This is a genomic window from Marivita sp., from assembly GCF_051859345.1.
GTDB lineage: Bacteria > Pseudomonadota > Alphaproteobacteria > Rhodobacterales > Rhodobacteraceae > Marivita.
In genome coordinates this window covers 68,670-85,764 of record NZ_JBHYFV010000014.1, presented here as the reverse complement: position 1 = coordinate 85,764, position 17,095 = coordinate 68,670, and the positions used below count along the sequence as shown (strand labels likewise).

At 58.4% G+C, this 17,095-nt stretch carries 13 protein-coding genes and 2 pseudogenes; 4 read left to right on the top strand and 11 right to left on the bottom strand.

Going from position 1 to position 17,095, the window contains the following annotated elements:
* Positions 1-188: 188 nt before the first annotated feature.
* Both ACTIEN_RS11330 and ACTIEN_RS11325 read left to right on the top strand, forming a co-directional pair.
* Positions 189-677, top strand: coding sequence for a sigma-70 family RNA polymerase sigma factor (locus ACTIEN_RS11330; protein WP_439523266.1), 489 nt, complete (start codon positions 189-191; stop codon positions 675-677).
* A gap of 8 nt (positions 678-685) precedes the next feature.
* Positions 686-1,339, top strand: coding sequence for a ChrR family anti-sigma-E factor (locus ACTIEN_RS11325; RefSeq protein ID WP_439523242.1), 654 nt, complete (start codon positions 686-688; stop codon positions 1,337-1,339).
* Positions 1,340-1,397: 58 nt separating this feature from the next.
* Here the strand turns inward: ACTIEN_RS11325 and lpdA are convergent, their stop codons facing one another.
* From lpdA to ACTIEN_RS11290, 7 genes and pseudogenes are all read right to left on the bottom strand, one after another.
* On the bottom strand, positions 1,398-3,137 hold the full coding sequence (lpdA, locus tag ACTIEN_RS11320; RefSeq protein WP_439523241.1) for a dihydrolipoyl dehydrogenase: 1,740 nt from the start codon (positions 3,135-3,137) through the stop codon (positions 1,398-1,400).
* Positions 3,138-3,150: 13 nt separating this feature from the next.
* Positions 3,151-4,419: a dihydrolipoyllysine-residue acetyltransferase gene (aceF, locus tag ACTIEN_RS11315; RefSeq protein WP_439523240.1), complete on the bottom strand. Its 1,269-nt coding sequence runs from the start codon at positions 4,417-4,419 to the stop codon at positions 3,151-3,153.
* 19 nt (positions 4,420-4,438) lie between these two features.
* A complete protein-coding gene (gene aceE, locus ACTIEN_RS11310) occupies positions 4,439-7,099 on the bottom strand; it encodes a pyruvate dehydrogenase (acetyl-transferring), homodimeric type (RefSeq protein ID WP_439523239.1) in 2,661 nt (886 codons plus the stop codon).
* Between the two features lie 181 nt (positions 7,100-7,280).
* Positions 7,281-8,321 (bottom strand): annotated as a pseudogene (gene dld / locus ACTIEN_RS11305) (D-lactate dehydrogenase); the annotation flags it as partial.
* Between the two features lie 15 nt (positions 8,322-8,336).
* Positions 8,337-8,966, bottom strand: coding sequence for an FAD-binding protein (locus ACTIEN_RS11300; RefSeq protein WP_439523238.1), 630 nt, complete (start codon positions 8,964-8,966; stop codon positions 8,337-8,339).
* A 136-nt stretch (positions 8,967-9,102) separates the two neighbouring features.
* Entirely contained in the window at positions 9,103-9,579 is a 477-nt protein-coding gene (locus ACTIEN_RS11295; RefSeq protein ID WP_439523237.1) for a TRAP transporter large permease subunit, read from the bottom strand.
* 118 nt (positions 9,580-9,697) lie between these two features.
* Positions 9,698-10,737 (bottom strand): annotated as a pseudogene (locus tag ACTIEN_RS11290) (TRAP transporter substrate-binding protein).
* 318 nt (positions 10,738-11,055) lie between these two features.
* Here ACTIEN_RS11290 and ACTIEN_RS11285 point away from each other — a divergent pair.
* The gene (locus ACTIEN_RS11285) at positions 11,056-11,844 is read left to right on the top strand and encodes a FadR/GntR family transcriptional regulator (protein ID WP_439523236.1); all 789 of its coding nucleotides are present in this window, start codon (positions 11,056-11,058) and stop codon (positions 11,842-11,844) included.
* Between the two features lie 12 nt (positions 11,845-11,856).
* On the opposite strand, the gene ACTIEN_RS11280 is transcribed toward ACTIEN_RS11285, so the two are convergent.
* Both ACTIEN_RS11280 and ACTIEN_RS11275 read right to left on the bottom strand, forming a co-directional pair.
* Complete coding sequence (locus tag ACTIEN_RS11280; protein ID WP_439523235.1) at positions 11,857-12,645, bottom strand: exodeoxyribonuclease III; 789 nt, start codon at positions 12,643-12,645, stop codon at positions 11,857-11,859.
* A gap of 146 nt (positions 12,646-12,791) precedes the next feature.
* The gene (locus tag ACTIEN_RS11275) at positions 12,792-13,697 is read right to left on the bottom strand and encodes a LysR family transcriptional regulator (RefSeq protein ID WP_439523234.1); all 906 of its coding nucleotides are present in this window, start codon (positions 13,695-13,697) and stop codon (positions 12,792-12,794) included.
* 213 nt (positions 13,698-13,910) lie between these two features.
* On the opposite strand from ACTIEN_RS11275, the gene ACTIEN_RS11270 reads away from it, so the two are divergent.
* A complete protein-coding gene (locus ACTIEN_RS11270; RefSeq protein WP_439523233.1) occupies positions 13,911-14,354 on the top strand; it encodes a DUF4399 domain-containing protein in 444 nt (147 codons plus the stop codon).
* A 50-nt stretch (positions 14,355-14,404) separates the two neighbouring features.
* On the opposite strand, the gene ACTIEN_RS11265 is transcribed toward ACTIEN_RS11270, so the two are convergent.
* Entirely contained in the window at positions 14,405-14,965 is a 561-nt protein-coding gene (locus tag ACTIEN_RS11265; RefSeq protein ID WP_439523232.1) for a type 1 glutamine amidotransferase domain-containing protein, read from the bottom strand.
* An 87-nt stretch (positions 14,966-15,052) separates the two neighbouring features.
* A complete protein-coding gene (locus ACTIEN_RS11260) occupies positions 15,053-17,080 on the bottom strand; it encodes an FAD-dependent oxidoreductase (protein WP_439523231.1) in 2,028 nt (675 codons plus the stop codon).
* Positions 17,081-17,095 lie beyond the last annotated feature (15 nt).

Here is a 17,095-nt window from a genome sequence, read left to right as displayed (position 1 = left end):
GCAGGCGGCGTAAATCTCATATGTTCTCGACCATCGTGCTATCGTCGGACTGCGACCCCTCGCCCGTTGTCAACGGACGTAAAATGAGTGACTCGTGTTCGTCAGCCGTGAACGGGACAAAGACTTTGAATGACGGAACGCCATATAGCGTCACGCCTTGGGTGGATGACCTTCTTGCTGTCCGCGAAATGCGGGATGAAGCTGCGTTTATCAGGGTGTTTGAACACTTTGCGCCGCGCGTTAAGGCGTTCCTGATGCGGACGGGCATGGATGCCGCACTCGCCGAAAAGTGCGCCCAGGAGGTGCTCGTGACCGTTTGGAACAAGGCGCATCTTTATGATGCGACACGGGCAAGTCCATCAACGTGGATTTTCACCATTGCCCGGAACAGGAAAATCGACGTGCTGCGCAAGCAGCGCCGTCCAGAGCCCGAAGATTTGACTTGGGGCCCCGAAGCCGAGCCCGTTCAGGAAGATATCCTCGGGTTCCAACAAGAGAGCGAACAACTGGGTCGTGCATTGCGCGATCTACCGGTGAAACAAAGGGAATTGATTGAACAGGCCTATTTTGGCGATCTGTCGCACAGCGAAATCGCCGAACGGACAGGCCTGCCCCTGGGCACAATCAAATCCCGCATCAGACTGGCGCTAGAGCGTTTGCGCCATTCAATGAAGTGACCAATGCTATGACCGTAAAACATCATCTTACAGACGACCTCCTGATGGCGTATTCGGCAGGCGATTTGCCCGAAGCTGTCAACTTGATCGTCGCAACGCATATTTCACTTTGTGACGAATGCCGGGCCGCACTTGGCACCTACGATTCTGTAGGCGGCGCAGTGCTTGAGACCTGCGATAACGTGCCAATGTCCCAAAGCAGCCTGTCAACGGTGCTTGACATGATCCACACGAAAGACACCGAAAAGTTCGAGCCGAAGGTCGAAGCACCCGCCAAGGACAACGTGCTGCCCGAACCGCTTCTTGGATATGTCAAAGGTGGGCTTGAAAACGTCCGCTGGCGCTCTGCCGGTATGGGTGTGAAACAGGCTATCCTTCCCACCACCAAAGACGCGACTGCGCGACTCCTTTATATCCCGGCGGGCACCGCGATCCCGGATCATGGTCATAAGGGGATGGAACTGACTTTGGTGCTCAAGGGCGCGTTTCAGGATGAAGACGGCTATTTCGGACGCGGCGACATCGAAGTCGCCAGCGAGGATCTGAACCACAGACCGGTGGCCGACATTTCCGAAGATTGCATCTGCCTTGCCGTCACCGACGCGCCGCTAAGGTTCAAAGGGCTGGTGCCCCGCATCGCCCAGCCGTTCCTCGGGATATAAGCTCACAGTCAGAACAACGAAAAAGGGGGCCAAGCGGCCCCCTTTTCTATTGCGACGATTACGCCTTTTTCTTCTTCGGCGGCATCAGGTCGGTGATCGTGCCCTCGAACATCTCGGCGGCAAAGTTCACAGTCTCCGACAGCGTCGGGTGCGGGTGTATGGTGTGACCAAGGTCCACCGCATCCGCGCCCATTTCGATGGCCAATGCCACTTCCGAGATCAGGTCGCCGGCGTTGGTGCCGACGATGCAGGCCCCGATCACACGATCATCTTCGGGATCGAACAGCAACTTGGTGATGCCCTCGCTACGCCCGTTTGACAGGGACCTGCCCGACGCCGCCCAGGGAAACACGCCCTTTTCGTACTTGATGCCTTTGGCCTTCGCCTCGGTCTCGGTCACACCGCACCACGCCACTTCGGGATCGGTATAGGCGACCGACGGAATCAGTTGCGCATCAAAGAACCGCTTCTCGCCCGCACAGACCTCGGCCGCGACCTTGCCCTCGTGCACCGCTTTATGCGCCAGCATCGGCTGACCAACCACATCGCCGATGGCGAAGATATGGTTGACGCCGGTGCGCTGCTGATTGTCGACGGCGATAAAGCCACGCTCGTCCACTGCCACACCGGCCTTGTCGGCGTCGATGATCTTGCCGTTCGGCTTGCGCCCCACGGCCACCAGAACCTTGTCGAACGTGTCGGTGAAGGTCTCGCCTTTCTCGTCCTCGAACGTGACCTTGAGACCCTTTTTCTGCGCCTCGACCGCGGTCACTTTCGTCTTGAGATAGATGTTCTCGTAGCGGTCCTTGATCCGGTTGTGCAGCGGCTTGACGATGTCCTTGTCTGCCCCCGGCATCAACTGGTCCATGAATTCGACAACCGAGATCTTTGATCCCAGCGCGTCATAGACACAGGCCATCTCAAGGCCGATGATACCACCCCCAAGAATCAGCATCCGCTTTGGAATATCCCGCAGCTCAAGCGCGCCGGTCGAGTCGATCACGCGCTCATCATCCGGAATGAACGGCAGGTTCACAGGCTCGGACCCGGCGGCAATGATACACTGGTCAAAACTGATGGAGGTCGTCTTGCCGTCCTGTTCGACCTCGATCATGTTCGGCCCGGTGAATTTGCCAAAGCCCTGCACGGTCGTGACCTTGCGGCCCTTGGCCAGACCCTCCAGACCGCCGGTCAGTTTGCCGACAACGTCGTCCTTGAACGCCCGCAATTCATCGAGGTTGATCTTGGGTTTGCCAAAGCTGACGCCGTGACTGCCCATGTCCTCGGCTTCCGAGATCACCTTGGCGACGTGAAGCAGCGCCTTGGACGGAATACAACCAACGTTAAGACAGACACCGCCAAGGTTGGAATACTTCTCGATCAGGACGGTCTTCTTGCCCAGATCGGCGGCGCGGAACGCCGCAGTATAGCCGCCGGGGCCAGAGCCCAGAACCACAACTTCGGCATGGATGTCGCCAGAACCAGAGGCGCTGCCGGTCGCTTCCACGGATTTCGGAGCCTCTGCGGGGGCTTCATCGCCCCCTTTCGGGGACTCTTCAGTCTTTGCGTCCGCGCCTTCCAGAACCATGATCACGGTGCCTTCAGACACCTTGTCGCCTTCGCTGACCTTGATCTCGGTGATCTTGCCCGCCGCTGGTGACGGTACTTCCATCGTTGCCTTGTCGGATTCGAGTTCCAGCAGCGGGTCTTCTTCGCTGACCGTATCGCCGACGCTGACCAGAACGGTCACGACGGGAACATCTTTGAAATCCCCGATATCGGGTACTTTGATATCCATCAGATCGTCCCCCTTACCACATCAACTTGCGCATATCGCCAAGCAGAGTCTTGAGCGTCACGCAGAAGCGCGCGGCCAAGGCCCCATCGACGGCACGGTGATCGTAGGACAGGCTTAGCGGCTGCATCAGGCGTGGAACAAATTCCTCACCGTTCCAGACCGGCGCCATCTTGGACCGCGTCAGGCCAAGAATTGCCACTTCGGGCGCATTCACGATGGGGGTAAAGCTGGTGCCCCCGATGCCGCCCAGCGACGAAATGGTAAAGGTCGCGCCCTGCATGTCCTTGGATTTCAGCTCGCCATCGCGCGCCGCCTTGGACAGGGTCATCAGCTCTTTCGAGATGTCGACCAACCCCTTGCGATCCGCGTCCTTGATCACCGGAACCATCAGCCCGTTGGGCGTGTCCGCCGCAAAACCGATATTGTAGAAGTCCTTCTTGATCAGTTTGTCGCCATCGGGATGGATCGAAGAATTGAACTCCCAATGCTCTTTCAGCGCGGAAACCGACGCTTTGATCACAAAGGAAAGCAGGGTCACGCGATAGCCGTTTTCCTTGGCCATCGTGTCCATTTCCTTGCGGTACTTGTCGAGATCCGTGATATCCGCCTCGTCATTGTGCGTGACATGCGGAATGTTGAGCCAGGACCGATGCAGCGCCGGACCCGAGATCTTCTTGATCCGGGACATTTCCACTTCTTCGACCGGCCCGAACTTTGAGAAATCGACCGCCGGGATCGGCGGAATTCCCATGCCGCCCTGCGCAGCACCCCCACTGGTGGCAGCCGGCGCAACTTGCGATTTCAGCGCCTTTTCCACGTCTTCACGCAGGATGCGACCCTTGCGCCCCGATCCATTGACGAGGTTGAGATCAACCTCCACCCGTCGGGCATAGGCCCGCACGGACGGCGAGGCGCTGATCTTGCCAAAGCCAGCATCGGTCTTGGCAGGGGCCGGAGCAGACGCAGGTGCCGCGGCGGGCGCGCTCTCCTTTGGCGCTTCGGCCTTTGGTTCATCTTTCGGCTTTTCGGCGGGCGCATCGCCTGCGCCGTCACTTTCCAGCACGAGGATCAACGACCCTTCGGACACCTTGTCGCCTTCCGAGACCTTGATCTCTTTCACGACACCGGCGGCAGAGCTGGGCACTTCCATCGTGGCCTTGTCAGACTCCAATTCAACAATCGGGTCTTCCTCGGCAATCGTATCACCCACGCTCACCAGAACTGTCACAACAGGCACATCGTTGAAATCGCCAATGTCCGGCACTTTTACATCAATAGTCATAATCTTGTTCTCCTCCCGCTCACACCAGACGCGGGTTCGGCTTTTCGCCGTCGATGTCATATTTCTTCAATGCTGCTTTCAGGTCTTTCTCACTCACCGCACCTTCGCGGAACAGATCGACCATCGCGGCAGCCGCGATATGATTGGCGTCCACCTCGAAGAACCGCCGCAGGTTTACCCGGCTGTCCGACCGTCCATACCCATCGGTGCCCAGAACCGTGTAACGGCCCGGCACATAGGCGCGGATTTGTTCAGCAAAGTTCTTCATGTAATCCGTTGCCGCGATAATCGGACCTTTTGCACCCTCAAGCAGCTGGGTCACATAAGGCACCTTTTCGTCGGCAAGTGGGTTCAGACGGTTGTGACGCACACAATCCTGACCGTCCCGCGCCAGTTCGTTCAGCGACGTGGCCGACCAGATGTCCGAGGTGACACCAAAATCTTCCTTGAGCATCTCGGCCGCCTTGAGAGCCTGCACCAGAATGGTGCCCGACCCCATCAGATTGACATGCTTCTTGCCCGGTTTGGCCTCTTTCCGCATCCGGTAAAGACCCTTGATGATACCTTCCTCAGCGCCCATCGGCATTTCGGGATGGTGATAATTCTCGTTCATCAAGGTCAGGTAGAAATACACATCCTCCTGATCGACAAACATCCGCTGCAACCCGTTCTGCACAATCACCGCGACCTCATAGCTGAAGGTCGGATCATAGCTGATGCAATTCGGAATGGTGCTGGCCAAGATGTGGCTGTGCCCGTCCTCGTGCTGCAAGCCTTCGCCGTTCAGCGTGGTTCGCCCGGCGGTCCCGCCCAGCATGAAGCCCCGCGCCCGGCTGTCGCCCGCCGCCCAGCACAGATCACCGATCCGCTGGAAGCCGAACATCGAATAGTAGATGAAGAACGGGATCATCGGCACGCCGTGGTTCGAATACGACGTCGCCGCCGCAATCCAGTCGGCCATCGCGCCCGCTTCGTTGATGCCTTCCTGAAGAACCTGACCGTCCAGGCTTTCCTTGTAATACATCATCTGGTCACGATCTTCGGGCGTGTAGTGCTGGCCCAGCGGGTTATAAATTCCCACCGACCGGAACAGACCTTCCATCCCAAAGGTCCGGCTTTCGTCCGGTACAATCGGCACGACGTTCTTGCCGACCTTCTTGTCGCGCAAGAGCGTCGTCAGGATACGGACAAACGCCATCGTGGTCGAAATCTCGCGGTCGCCGGTGGATTCAAGTTGACCCTTGAACTTGTCCAGCGCCGGAATTTCAAGCTTGGGAGCGTTCCGCCAGTCCCGCTTGGGGAATTCGCCGCCCAGATCCTTGCGGCGATCCGCCAGATAGGCTTTCTGCGCATTGTTCAGGCTGACAAACGGGATGTCCTTTTCCAGCTCCTTATCTGTCACCGGAATTTTGAACCGATCCCGCATCGTCTTAAGCTGATCCAGTTGCATCTTCTTCTGCTGGTGCGTGGTGTTCTGGCCTTCGCCAGCTGTGCCCATGCCGTAACCTTTGACCGTCTTGACCAGCAGACAGGTCGGCGTACCTTTGGCCTGGCTGGCCCGCAGGAAGGCATTGTAGACCTTCTTGGGATCATGCCCGCCACGGCGCAGCGCCCAGATCTGGTCGTCGCTCCACTCTTCGACCAAAGCCGCCGTTTTCGGGTACTTGCCGAAGAAATGCTCGCGGATATAGGCGCCGTCCTTGGATTTGAACGTCTGGTAGTCGCCATCGACGGTTTCATCCATCAACTGGCGCAGTTTGCCGGAGGTGTCACGCTCCAGCAATTCGTCCCAACCGCGACCCCACAGCAGCTTGATCACGTCCCAGCCGGCACCGCGGAAATCGCCTTCGAGCTCCTGAACGATCTTGCCGTTGCCGCGCACAGGGCCATCAAGGCGCTGCAAGTTGCAGTTCACAACGAAGATCAGGTTGTCCAACCCTTCCCGATGCGCCAGATCAATCGCACCCCGGCTTTCGGGTTCGTCCATCTCGCCATCGCCCAGGAAACACCAGACCTTGCGGTCCGCAGCGTCAATCAGACCCCGGTTGTGCATGTATTTCATGAACCGCGCCTGGTAGATCGCCATGAGCGGCCCCAGACCCATCGAAACGGTCGGGAACTGCCAGTAATCCGGCATCAGCCACGGGTGCGGATAGGAACTCAGCCCGCCGCCAGCCACTTCGGACCGAAAGTTTTCCAACTCCTCGGTGCTGATCCGGCCTTCCATGAAGGACCGTGCATAAATGCCGGGGATGACATGACCCTGAAAGAACACCAGATCGCCACCGTGGATCGCGGACTTCGCGCGCCAAAAATGGTTAAGCCCTATATCATATAGCGCGGCAGACGACGCGAATGACGCGATATGACCACCGTATTCGCTGCTCACCTTGTTCCGCTTGACCACGGTCGCCATTGCGTTCCAGCGGTTGATGGTGCGGATACGCCATTCCATTTCCGTATCGCCGGGGATGTCGACTTCGTCATCCAGAGCGATTGTGTTCTGATATGGCGTGTTTGCCGAAAAGGGCAGCTTTGCCCCTGCGGCCCGCGCCTGTTGAACCGCCTTGTCGAGCAGGAAATGCGCGCGATCTGCACCATCGCGAAGGATGACGTCCTCTATCGCATCTTGCCATTCCTGGGATTCGACCGGGTCAATATCGTTCGGGGTGTCTTTCATGTGCCCTCTTCCCTTGGCCAGACCTTTTGGTCTTTAGTTTAAATCCCAACCAACCCACACGATTGAATTGGCCTAATGAAGTCAACGCGCCTCTAGCATGCCGGGTTCCCTTGCGGCAGTAGCGCTTCGGCATAACCTCCATGCGTCAGGTGCATAGCAAATTAGTTCAACGCTAAACAATCTAAGCAGCGTAGTTCTTGCAACGCGACATCTTGCCGATACCCGGGTTGAACGAATTGGTCGGATCAATCGACCGGTAAAAGTCTGCAAGATCCGGCTTGGCTTTGTAAATGTGGCCCACATTATGCTCTGCCGGGTATTCCGCCCTGCGCTGGTCCAGCAATTCAAGCATCTCGGCCTTGAGAGCAGCCACATCCACACCCTTCTTCACGATGTAGTCCTGATGCAGAACGTGACAGAAGAAATGCCCATAATAAAGCTTGTGTACCAGCTTGTCGGCGATTGTTGCAGGAAGCTCTTCCAGCCACACACGTTCATTCCGCTTGAGCGCGATATCCAAAGCAAGAATATCCTCCACCTCTTCCCGATGCACAGTCTGATACCGAATCGCGGCGCCGGCGGCGGCAAAACGGTTGAGCCCGGCCATCTTGCCCTCTCGCGGCGTGCATTCAAAGAAATCCCCGTCCCGCTTGGCGAAAAACCCCGCATGGAAGGCACGCGCTTCGGCAATCCCACCATCTCGCATTTTGAGAATGAGGTGATGTTCAAACCGATCCCGATACGCGGTCAGCCGCTTGGGCAACACCTTGGGCGCGAGACGTGACGCGAATTGCATGAACCGATCCGTGAACCCGCGTGTCAGCGCGAACTTGTTCAACCGCGCATCGACCGCGCCCTTGAGTGCGAAAAAGGTCGGAAGCTTGTCGGTTCCGAGCCAGTCGATCATCATGACCGTGTCTTTGCCGTAGGTCTCGGAAATATCGAAAATCTCGCGGTGCATGTATTCGCCGGACACTGGCAGGCTGTCGAACTCCATCAGGATGTGCCGCCGCAACTCTGTCAACGCATCAGGATCGTTCGTCCCGATATAGAATGTCCGCTCGTCGGTATTGATGGGATAGGTATCAAGACGCACCGCGAACACCGCCAGCTTGCCCGCACATCCCGCAGCCTCGTACAGCCGTCGTTTATCGGCATTGAAGCGCGCAGGCGTGTCGGCCTCTACATCGCGCACCCGATGGTGATACTCGGTATCCGACGCGCGTTTGTTGGTGGCCTACAGATCGGCGTCGGAAAACGCACCCGTCTGAACGCGGGTCAGAATCTCTTCGGGTGTATCCCCCAGGGAAATCCCAAGGTGATTGACCAACTCCAACTGCCCGTCTTCGGTGATGCGCGCAAACAGCGACAGCTCGGTATAGCTTGGCCCTCGTTCGATCAGCGATCCACCGGAATTGTTGCACACGCCGCCGATGATCGACGCGCCGATGCAGGATGATCCGATCACCGAATGCGGCTGCCGCCCCAGCGGTATCAGCAGTTTCTCCAAGGCAAACAAGGTCGCCCCCGGCAGGCTTAGCACCTGTTCGCCACCATTGACCGTATGGATCGCATCCATTCGCCGCGTGTTGATCAGCACCACATCCCGATCATAGGTGCCCTTTGGCGTGGACCCTTCGGTCAACCCGGTATTGGCGGCTTGCATGATGACGATCTTGTCTGCGGCTACACAAGCCTGCAAGACCTGCCATTGCTCAAGAACCGTCGCGGGTTGCACCACTGCCAGCGCATCCCCCTCACCCGAGCGGAACCCCTTTCGGAACCGCTCGGTCTGTTTGGCGCCGGTCAGGACATGACGTGTCCCGACCACATCGCGCAATCGCTTCAGAAGGTCGTCGTCCATCATCGGTCTTTTCCCCTACCCAGGCTCAGTAGGCGACAGATGGCAGCCAAGTCGCAAGCCATGGAAGAAAAAAGACCAAGGCCAACCCGGTCAACTGCAACAAGACAAAAGGCACCACCCCGCGGTAGATATGACCCAGCTAGATTTCCGGCGGGCACACACCCTTGAGGTAGAAAAGCGCAAACCCGACCGACGGTGTCATGAACGAGGTCTGCAACGTCACCGCCACAAGGATCACGAACCACACCAGCGCCGCCTCATCCACCACGCCGAACCCCGGAATATCCAGACCCAGCGCATTCACGATCGGACGCATCAATGGCAGCACGATCAGCGTGATCTCGATCCAGTCAAGCACGAACCCCAACAGGAACACGATGAACAAGATCACCAGGATCGTTCCGTTCGGCCCAAAGCCGGTGCCAAGGATCATGTCCTCGATCAACTGATCCCCGCCCATTTCGCACAACACATATGAAAACACTGTCGCGCCAAGGAAGATCGCAAAGATATAGGCGGTGGTGTTGAAGGTCGACTTGAGGACATTGACCAGTTTCGCAACCGTCAGCTTGCGATACCCCAACGCAAGGACGGTCGCCCCATTTGACGGTATCAACCATGATGGTGCCTCCAGCCCTTCGCCAAAGGGAAACCTCCGGCGTCCACGTTTGAAAAATTGAAAAACGAATGAAGGTGCGGCGACCCGACCATGAGGTCGCCACCGATGCGCAGGATTATTTGCGCGGCAGGAAAGCGTTCTCTTTCCACATGGAGTATCCGGCACGGAACGCGTTCATGTCAGCCAGAACCTTGGCAAAGAATTCGTTGTTCGCCGCTTCTTCTTCCGCAACGGCGTTCCAGGTCTGCTCGAACGTATCCAGCATCTCCTGCGACCACTGCTTGACCTCGACACCGTTGTTTTCGACATTGTCGATCAGCGCCGCGTGCTGGATCGCCTCACCTTCGGCAAAGCTGTCCGCCATTGACGCCTTGCAGGCATTGGTGATGATCGCCTTGTGCTGGTCGGTCGCGTCGGCCCAGACATCCTTGTTGATCATCAACTCGAACACGGTCGCCTGCTGGTGCCAGCCGGGGAAGTAGTTGTACTTGACCAGCTTGTGGAACCCGAGGCGGGCATCGAAAACTCGGTCGCGTCAATCGCACCTTTCTCCAGCGCCGGGAAAATCTCGCCCCCCGGAAGCAGCGATGTCGCCACGCCCAGCTTCTGCGTGACCTTGCCACCCAGACCGAAGAACCGCATCTTCAGACCCTGAAGATCCGCCGGTGTGTTGATCTCTTTCGCAAACCAACCCGACGTTTCCGGCGCCAGGATCGCACAAGGCAGGACATGGACGTTATATCCCGCCTGATCGTACATCTCCTGATAGAGGCTCATGCCGTTCCCGTAATACAGCCATGCCATGTATTCGCCCGCTTCGGGGCCAAACGGTACAGCCGAGAATAGCGGCGACGCGGGGATCTTGCCCGCCCAATACCCGGCGTTGGTGTAGCCCGAATTGATCTTCCCGGTGCTGACCGCGTCCAGAATTTCAAACGGATCGACAAGCTTGCCCGGCTCATACACCTTCATCTTGAGCGTGCCGCCCGACATCAGGTCAAGCTGATCCGCAACACGCGGAATGGGCGTGCCCAGACCCGGCAACGCGGTCGAGAACGCGATGGGTGTCTTGAGCAAAAGCTTGTCGGCGGCATGGGCAGCCGAGGCTGTCAGAACAGCCGCTGCCACAGCCAGGCTGGTGAGTACGTTTTTCATGTTTCCTCCTCAGGGTCATCCGGTCAGCGCCGGGGAAATCACCGGGCCGTCAGCCCGAGATGCAGTGGTTCATATTGTTTACCACACATTCAAATCAAAAATTTTGTGACCACTGCCTTCCAAACTCGCCTAGAATGCAGCCGCATACGGTTTCGGAATGAAAAATATTGTTGGAAACAATTTTCGAGCAAACTACTGATTTTAATATTCTTTTTTCGCAACCAGATCCGCGCCAATTGCATGGCTGCGACATTCTCGTTGATCGTTCTGAAGGATCACTTATTTTACCACTACATGACCTGACACGCGGGGCACCCAATGCCGAACTCAGTCGCAAATCTCTTCGGACCGATCGGTCACGAATCGGTGGCGGACACCATTGTCCACCACATCGAAGAGCTGATTGTGTCCGGTGTGCTCAAGGACGGCACGCGCCTTCCCTCGGAACGCACCTTGGCGGACGAAATGAAAGTCTCCCGCCCAAAAGTGCGCGAGGCGCTCAAACGGCTCGAGGAAAACGGGCTGATCATCGTCCGTCACGGAGAAGGCAATTTTGTCGCCCCGCTGGTCGGGTCAGCCATGTCGCCGGCGCTTGTCGATCTCTACGCGCGCCACGTCACCGCATTCGAGGATTATCTCGAATTCCGCCGCGAACAGGAAAGTTTTGCCGCCATGCTGGCCGCCGAACGCGCCACCGAAGAGGATCGGGAGATTCTCAAAGGCATCGTCCGGGAACTCGAAAAAGCCCACGCCAAAGGTGACGCTGAAACCTCACGCGATGCGGATGTCCGGTTCCATGCCGCCATCGTCGACGCCAGCCACAACTCGCTCATGGTCCACACCATGACGGCGATCTATCAGCTCATGGCGCGCAACGTGTTCTACAACCGCGACTTCCTGCGCGCCATCGACGGCACAGGGGAAATGCTGCTCGACCAGCACAAGGCGATTGCCGATGCAATCGTCAAAGGCCAGCCAGAAGATGCATCGGACGCAGCCGCCGATCACATCGATTTCGTCGCCCGAAGTTTCCGCGTCGGTCGTGCGCAGGATCAGAGGGAAACCGTATCGCGCCGCCGCAAGGCATTGCTGAACATGCGCACATGACAACGCAACTCGTCAAAGATCGAATGTCGCAAAGACAGGCGCATGATCGCTGGGTTTTTCCCAGCCTCGCGCGTCTCTGAACACACGACTCGAATGCGCCGCGTTGGAAATGTCCGGCGTCGCCCAGACGTGATCCAACCGCCGACCCTTATCCGCCGCATCCCAATCCTTGGCGCGATAGCTCCACCACGAGTACAGCAACCCCTCGGGAATATCCTGCCGGGTCACATCAACCCAACGTCCCGCTTCCTGCGTTTCACCAAAATGTTCGACCTCGATGGGCGTGTGGCTCACCACCTTGAGCAATTGCTTGTGTGACCAGACATCATCCTCGCGCGGGGCGATGTTCAGATCCCCAACCAAAATGGCCTTTTCCGGGCGTTCGCTGTGAAACCAGTCCCGCATCTCTGTCAGATAATCGAGCTTTTGACCAAACTTCTCATTCACCTCGCGATCCGGCACATCTCCGCCAGCGGGTACATAGAAATTGTGGATCGTCACCCCGTTCTCCAACCGCCCTGCCACATGCCGCGCATGGCCCAGACCGGCAAAATCCTTGTCACCCACATCTTCAATCGGCAGCTTGGACAGGATGGCCACGCCGTTATACCCCTTCTGGCCCCGCGCGATCATGTGGCCATAGCCCAGCGCCTGAAACTGCTCGAGCGGGATCTTGTCGACCGGGCTCTTGCACTCCTGAAGGCAAAGCACATCCGGCGCCTCTTCGGCCAACAGCTTGGCCACCAGTCCTTCGCGAAGGCGAACCGAATTGATGTTCCAGGTGGCAAGGGTAAAGGGCATGACGGCAACTCCGGAAGGTGGACAGGTCGCCAGACACTGCCCCCGCAAGCCCCCGGTCGCAACCCGGAAACCGACACAAAAAAACGCCCCGAGCTATGGCACTCGAGGCGTGAAGGTTGTCTGCGAACAGACGAGGGAGGATTATGTTACCAGTCCTTGGGGCCTTTGTCGGCGAACTGGTGTACGAGGAAGTCGATGAACGCGCGCACCTTGGGCTGGGTAAACCGGCCCGGTGGGTACACAGCATAAATGCCCTGGGTGTCGACAGGCAGGTCCGGGATCGCATCTTCGACCAGCCCCTGTTCCATCGCATCAGCATAAAGGAACGACGGCAAGTAGGCGATGCCAAGACCCGCCACGCAGGCGTTCAGCAAAGATTGCCCGTCATTCACCGAAAGCCAGCCCGCAGTGCGGATCTGACGCTTTTCACCGGACGGCGCGGTGACTTTCCACACATTGCCGCTGGATTGGTTCGAATAATGCAAAAGCTTGTGTTCGTTGAGATCATCGATGCGCCGCGGACGGCCATATTTCTCGAAATATGCAGGCGACGCGATCATCCGCTTTGTGGTCTCGGTCAACTTGCGGGCACGCAGGGTGCTGTCTTCCAGTTCCCCGATGCGCACCGCCATGTCGAACCCTTCGGAAATCAGTTCCACATACCGGTTGTTCAGAACCATGTTGACCGTGATGTCCGGGAAATCCGACAGGAAATTGCCAAGCACCGGAGACAGATGGTTTACACCGAAATCGGTTGCCACGCTGATCCGCAAGAGACCGGACGGATCCGACTGCATGGACGTGACCAGCGCATCGGCCTCGCCTGCATCGTTGAGTACACGGCGCGCGCGATCGTAATACGCCAACCCGATTTCCGTCGGGCTGACACGTCGGGTCGTCCGGTTCAAAAGCCGTGCGCCAAGACGCGCTTCAAGGCTGGACACATGCTTGGACACAGCAGATTTGGAAATGCCCATCTTCTTGGCCGCGTCGGTAAAGCCACCCTGATCCACAACCGTGGCAAAGGCCTCCATTTCGGTAAGACGGTCCATACGTATTCCTCGTGTTTCGTTACGATGGGTATGAAGACCAAATCAGGCGCGACTTTGGCACACTGCCGACAATATCTGGGTTTTCTTGGACAATGTCTTCGGCATGGAAACAGACTTGATCACACCGGAAAGGCCGCCATGACTGGGCGGACCTGCAACCCGGACTATCTTTCCAAGGGGGTTCTCAAAGCGCCTCATTCTGGGAGGATAGACATGAAACACATTCCACTTGGGGCCGCAATCGTGCTGGCCTTTACGTCATTTGCCTTTGCCGGAGACACCCCGTCGACACCCGGCGCAACCGTCTACATCGTCAATCTGAAAGATGGCGATACCGTCCAATCCCCCGTCACCGTTGTCTTCGGACTAGGCGGGATGGGCGTCACACCAGCCGGGGTCGAGAAAGAAGGCACCGGGCATCACCACATGTTCCTGAACCGCGTCTCATTTGGCGACGGGGCAGAGGACGCAGACCTGATCGCCAATGGCATTCCGGCTGACGAAAACCACATCCACTATGGCGGCGGCCAGACCCAGGCCACCTACGATCTGGAACTCGGAGAATATACCATGCAGCTTGTTCTCGGGGATCAATTCCACGTCCCGCATGATCCACCCGTGGTCAGCGACGTGATCACTGTCACAGTCACCGAATAACAAAAAAGCCGGGCGAAAGGCCCGGCTTTTCCGAAATCACGAGGCGGCCCTTATGCCGCACGACGCTGATGTTTTCCCTCTTCGATCTCTTCCACGATCTTGGCCACAAACGCCTTGAGGTCATCCGGCTGACGGCTCGTTACAATCGCCTGATCAACCACAACCTCTTCGTCTTTCCAATTCGCCCCGGCATTCTTCACGTCGGTCTTGATCGAATGGTAGGACGTGGCATCGCGTCCCTTCAGGATACCAGCCTCGATCAAAACCCAGGGCGCGTGACACACGGCGGCAATCGTCTTGCCCTGATCGTGGAACGTGCGCACCAGTTCCAGCACGTCTTCATCGACGCGCAGCAGGTCGGGGTTGATCTGGCCACCTGGGATCACCAGCGCGTCGTAGTCATCAGCTGAGACATCCGCGATCTTGGTGTCGGCCTCGGCCTCGCGGCCCCAATCGCTGCCTTCCCAACCCTTGACGGCCTTTCCGTCAAGCGTCCCAACATGCAGCTTTGCCCCCTTGGCGCGCAACTGATCACGCGGGAATTCAAGCTCGGATTGTTCAAAGCCGTGGGTGGAAATAAGTAGGATCTTCGCGTCACTGATTGCCGGCATGTGGGCCTCCTGATGTGTTGAATGTCCAAGCGGGGCATGATGCCCCGCCGTCTGATCATTCAACGCATCAGGCGAACAACCCGTTCCCTACAGCGCCGCCGCCAACCGCGTGCCCTGATCAATCGCCCGCTTTGCGTCCAGTTCCGCCGCCACATCGGCCCCACCGATCACATGACAGGTCACGCCATTGGCCTCCAAGACATCGGCCAGCGACCGCTCCGACACCTGCCCGGCACAGAGCACTACGGTATCGCAGGCAATCACTTCGGGCCGTTCACGCGCCTCTCCGTAAGAGACGTGCAGCCCTTCAGCGTCGATGCGTTCGTAATTCACGCCCGCCTTCATCTGCACATCCTTCATCATCAGGCTCATGCGGTGAATCCAGCCCGTCGTCTTGCCCAGCCGCTTGCCCGGCTTTTCCGCTTTGCGCTGCAACAGCGTCACCTGCCGGGCCGGTGGGCTGGGCTGGGCGCCCTCTTCCGCCAGACCAGACCGCTGGTCTGCCGGATCGGTGACACCCCATTCCTTCATCCACTCGGGCAAGTTCTCGGTCGGACTCTCGCCTTCGTGCACAAGATATTCCGCCACATCGAACCCGATGCCCCCGGCACCCACAACCGCAACGCGCTTGCCCACGGGCGCCTTGCCGCGCAGCACATCGACATAGCCAACCACGTTCGGCCCGTCCTGACCTTCGATCTGCGGATCACGCGGCAGAACGCCTGTCGCGATGATCACATCGTCAAAGCCTGTCAGGTCCTCTGCCGCTACCGCCTTGCCCAGAACCACCGTGACACCAGTTTCGTCCAGCATCGTGCGGTACCATTCCACGAAGCCCCAGAACTCTTCCTTGCCGGGGATCAGCTTGGCCATGTTCAACTGCCCGCCGATCTCGTCCGCCTTGTCAAACAGGGTCACCTCATGCCCCCGCTCTGCCGCCGTGATCGCCGCCGACAGCCCGGCAGGCCCGGCCCCCACAACCGCAACGCGCTTGGGTGTATCGGTTTGTTCAACCACCAACTCGGTCTCGAAACACGCTTTCGGATTCACGAGGCAGGACGAGATCTTCATCTGGAACGTGTGATCCAGACAGGCCTGATTGCACGCGATACAGGGCGCGATCTGCGCAGCCTTGCCCGCAGACGCCTTGGCCACGAAATCCGGGTCAGCCAGAAACGGCCGCGCCATGCTGACCATGTCGGCACAGCCGGTCGCCAGCACCTCTTCCGCCACTTCCGGCGTGTTGATCCGGTTCGACGTGATCACCGGAATCCCCACCTTGCCCATCAGCTTTTTCGTCACCCATGCAAAGGCCGCGCGTGGCACGCTGGTGGCAATCGTCGGGATCCGCGCCTCGTGCCAGCCGATGCCGGTGTTGATGATCGTGGCCCCGGCCTTTTCGATTTCCTGCGCCAGTTGCACAACCTCGTCATGGGTCGATCCGTTCGGCACGAGGTCGATCATCGACAGCCGGTAGATGACGATGAACTCCGGTCCAACGGCCTCGCGCACCCGGCGGACCACCTCGATGGGCAGGCGCATCCGGTTCTCGTACGATCCACCCCAGCGATCCGTACGTTTGTTGGTGTGGGTCACAAGGAACTGGTTGAGGAAATACCCCTCAGACCCCATCACCTCTACCCCGTCATACCCCGCCTCTTTGCTGCGTTTCGCAGCGGTCACGATGTCCGAGATCTGCTTCTCGATACCCTCTTCATCCAACTCGATCGGCGGGAAAGGAGAGATCGGGGATTTGACGGGGGACGGTGCCACACATTCCTTGCCATAGGCATAGCGCCCCGCATGCAGGATCTGCATCGCGATCTTGCCGTCGGCGTCATGCACCCGGTCCGTCACCATCCGGTGATTGGCGATGTCCTGATCGGTGAACAGCCCCGACGCGCCGGGAAACACGCCGCCCTCACGGTTCGGTGCCATGCCGCCCGTCACCATGAGACCCACACCGCCCCGCGCGCGGGTCGCATAGAACTCGGCCACCCGGTTCCAGTCGCCGGTTTCTTCAAGGTTCGTGTGCATCGACCCCATCAGCACACGGTTCTTGAGCGTGGTGAACCCAAGGTCGAGCGGGGCCAGCATGTGCGGGTATTCGGTCATGGCAGAACTCCTCTG